4 protein-coding genes are annotated in these 3,030 nt (G+C 47.2%); all 4 read right to left on the bottom strand.

Annotated elements, in window-relative coordinates; genetic code table 11:
- Positions 1–123 precede the first annotated feature (123 nt).
- A complete protein-coding gene (locus tag VN429_RS07820; protein ID WP_325631779.1) occupies positions 124–726 on the bottom strand; it encodes a DUF5803 family protein in 603 nt (200 codons plus the stop codon).
- Positions 681–1,889: a threonine synthase gene (gene thrC / locus VN429_RS07815; protein WP_325631777.1), complete on the bottom strand. Its 1,209-nt coding sequence runs from the start codon at positions 1,887–1,889 to the stop codon at positions 681–683. The genes VN429_RS07820 and thrC overlap by 46 nt, the downstream gene beginning before the upstream one ends.
- A gap of 93 nt (positions 1,890–1,982) precedes the next feature.
- Positions 1,983–2,612 carry a response regulator gene (locus VN429_RS07810; RefSeq protein ID WP_325631774.1) on the bottom strand — a complete coding sequence of 210 codons (630 nt, stop codon included), beginning with the start codon at positions 2,610–2,612 and terminating at the stop codon, positions 1,983–1,985.
- Positions 2,612–3,030 (bottom strand): roadblock/LC7 domain-containing protein (locus VN429_RS07805; RefSeq protein ID WP_325631772.1); only part of this gene is annotated, 419 nt, incomplete at its 5' end. The genes VN429_RS07805 and VN429_RS07810, both read right to left, overlap by 1 nt.

The raw sequence follows: 3,030 nt of genomic DNA, 5'->3' as shown, positions 1-3,030 counted from the left end.
CTTGTACAACATATCAGAAGAAGATCAAGAGACAATCAGATGTTGATGCACCGGAGGTGCCGCACATATCATCAAGGACTTCGGACATTATTGCGGCACCACACAAAAACAGAACTCAGGGGGTTATCCCTGTCGTCCTCTTGAAAACAAAAACGGTAGAAGAAGCATCACTGCGATGATAAGCCAGAACTGAGTAAATATCCCGAGCAAATTCTCCTGGTTACCATCATAAAATCTGATATCAAAATACCTGGTTTTATCCCAGGTAACAACAGTCTGATTCATGCTTTTATTCACTCGTGATCCACCCGGCTGAAGGGATGTCAGGAGCGGGTTATCCACCTTGTAATGTTCAGGAAGGATAATTGAGACCGAACCTGGTTCCGGCAACTGACTCTGGAATGTATTTCCTGATATTGTACCATCAAAGGTGATCGAATAATTTCCTGATGCAAATCGTATACCACCCCTTTCCTCAGTATATGTTTTATTCACACCATTCTCAAAGAGGGTGATATTGGTCACCTTGAGTGGAACCTGCTCACCAAGCGCTCCGCTCTGCATGAATTCATATCTATCCGTGGCATTTACGGCGGCCACTGCATGGTATCCTGTCCCGTCATCAGCAATCTGATATGTGATATTCAGAGCTGACACTGGAATTGCAAGAATAACCAGGATCAGAGTTGTAATGCAGCCAGTAATGACTCTAGTGTTGCTTCGCATTCGATTGGAGGGGCACACTGTTTAATCACCGTTTCTGGGTCTTTGAGGAGATGACCGGTAACCACACAGACCACCTGCTCATCCCGGTCAATAACCCCGGACTCTACTAGTTTCTTGACACCTGCTACCGACGCAGCAGACGCAGGCTCAACACCAATACCCTCCTTACGGGCAAGGTCACACTGCATGGAAAGGATCTCTTCATCTGTAACAGAGTCAGCAGTCCCGCCACTTCCCCTGATAGCAGTGAGGACCTTCTCTGCATTCACAGGAGCTCCAATCCTGATAGCAGTTGCAACAGTCTCAGGATTCTCATCAGGTATGACTTCAGCAAGCCCTTCACGGATGGCCCGGACAACTGGCTGGGAGCCGGCTGCCTGAATACCGGTCATCATCGGCATCTTGTCAACAAATCCTAAGGCCTTAAGTTCCAGAATCCCTTTGTAGACCGCAGAGATATTTCCAGCATTGCCTACCGGCAGAACCATCCGGTCAGGTACCTTACCATCCAGCTGATCAATAACCTCAAACCCAATTGTCTTCTGACCTTCGAGACGGTAGGGATTAATCGAATTGAGCAGGTAGATCCCCTTACTTTCACAGAGATCACGAACCATCTCAAGTGCCCGGTCAAAGTTCCCGTTAATTGAGATAACCCGCGCCCCATGCATCAGGGCCTGAGCAACCTTTCCGAGGGCAACTTTCCCGGCTGGCAATAGCACAATGGTGGGAATACCAGCTTTTGCACCGTAAACAGCAAGAGAGGCTGAAGTGTTGCCGGTACTTGCACAGGCAACTGAACTCATCCCAAGCTGAAGAGCCATGGAGACACCAACTGTCATACCCCTGTCTTTAAAAGAGCCTGATGGGTTCATTCCTTCATGCTTGGCATAAAGCTCCTTCATCCCTAGCTCTTCACCGATACGTTTCAGATGATACAGCGGAGTTCCTCCTTCACAAAGGGAAACCGGTTCGCGTTTTACAGGTAGGAGTTCACGGTACCGCCACACTGATAGGGGACGGGAGAGCCAGTCTCTTCGGGTGATATTGATAGATGCGAGATCATACCTGACCTCTAGAAGATGACCACATTTCCTACAGGAATAAAGAACTGTGTCAGCCGGATATGTTTCTCCGCATTTGACACATACGAGATCAAACATGGTTCATGAGGTTAGTGCTTGATCTACTTCATATTGTAGGGAGAAAACAACCTGGCCACATGATAGTCCCTGACTGACGACCGAAAAAAAGAGTCAGGCAGGTTTACCAGAGAACTCTTCCCTGATTTCAGAGACACGCATCTCCTGAAACTTCAGATTTGTCTCCATACTCCTGATTGCAATGTTGATATCATCTGATAGTTTCATAGAGGGATCAGAAAGATCATATGTAGCAGAGAGGAGCTTGAGAAGTCGTTTGGTTATCTCGACACTTTTGACCAGACGACCATATTCATTGATAAGTAACTCTTCAAACCCGCCCTCCTTTGCTTTCTTCATGTCATCCTGAATCTGCTGCCTCCTGTTAATGACACCTTCAATCGCAGAATAAAGTTCAGAATGGGTTACCGGTTTAAGGATGTAATCCTCGATATACATCCCATACTCCTGTGCCTCCTGGGGTGTAAGTTGCTTGGCTGTAAGCATCATTACAGGAATATCTTTGGTTTCAAAATTCTGCTTGACCGCAACGAGTGTCTCCCATCCATCCATTGGCTCCATCATTATGTCAAGAAGGATGAGATCAGGAGTGACACTCTTGAGAAGTTCAATTCCCTCAGGCCCACTGTTAGCAGAATAAACAGTATAGCCACCTCGCTCAAGCATTGTCACAAAGATATCCACGATGAATGGACTATCATCGATTACCATTATGGTGGCCATCAGAAACTCCCCCCAACTTCCTCTGCAATATCTCGCAGGGATGCAGTGACTGTCTCCATGTCCGCAGTTGGATCTATCAGAGTAGTGAGGAGGATTTTATCTCCCGCTCCCATGATGATCAGTATACCATCAGACGTCTGAATTGTCACCATCTCCGGTGACTGGACCTTAATGATAACTGCCGCAGACTCCGCCGAGGCGAGAAGAGTTGCACACATCGCTGCAAACCACGCCTCATTAAAATCTCCCGCGGCATGCTTTCCAAGCATTATCCCGTCCCGTGAAACGAGAGCACAGAGCCGTACCCCACCTACCTTTGTGATATCCTCAATGATACCGGCTATCTTCTCCTTGAGCATGTCTGGGACCCGTATTATGCAGTAACTACGGTATAATCTCCGACGTAGATATATAATAT

Source organism: Methanospirillum sp. (assembly GCF_035560735.1).
Classification (GTDB): domain Archaea; phylum Halobacteriota; class Methanomicrobia; order Methanomicrobiales; family Methanospirillaceae; genus Methanospirillum.
The sequence above is the reverse complement of the archived record's forward strand: the minus strand, read 5'-3'. Positions and strand labels throughout refer to the sequence as shown.

What these genes read in the sequence shown, in the direction of transcription:
- VN429_RS07820 (WP_325631779.1), bottom strand. Translation starts at nt 726, where the DNA reads ATGCGAAGCAACACTAGAGTCATTACTGGCTGCATTACAACTCTGATC.
- thrC (WP_325631777.1), bottom strand. Translation starts at nt 1,889, where the DNA reads ATGTTTGATCTCGTATGTGTCAAATGCGGAGAAACATATCCGGCTGAC.
- VN429_RS07810 (WP_325631774.1), bottom strand. Translation starts at nt 2,612, where the DNA reads ATGGCCACCATAATGGTAATCGATGATAGTCCATTCATCGTGGATATC.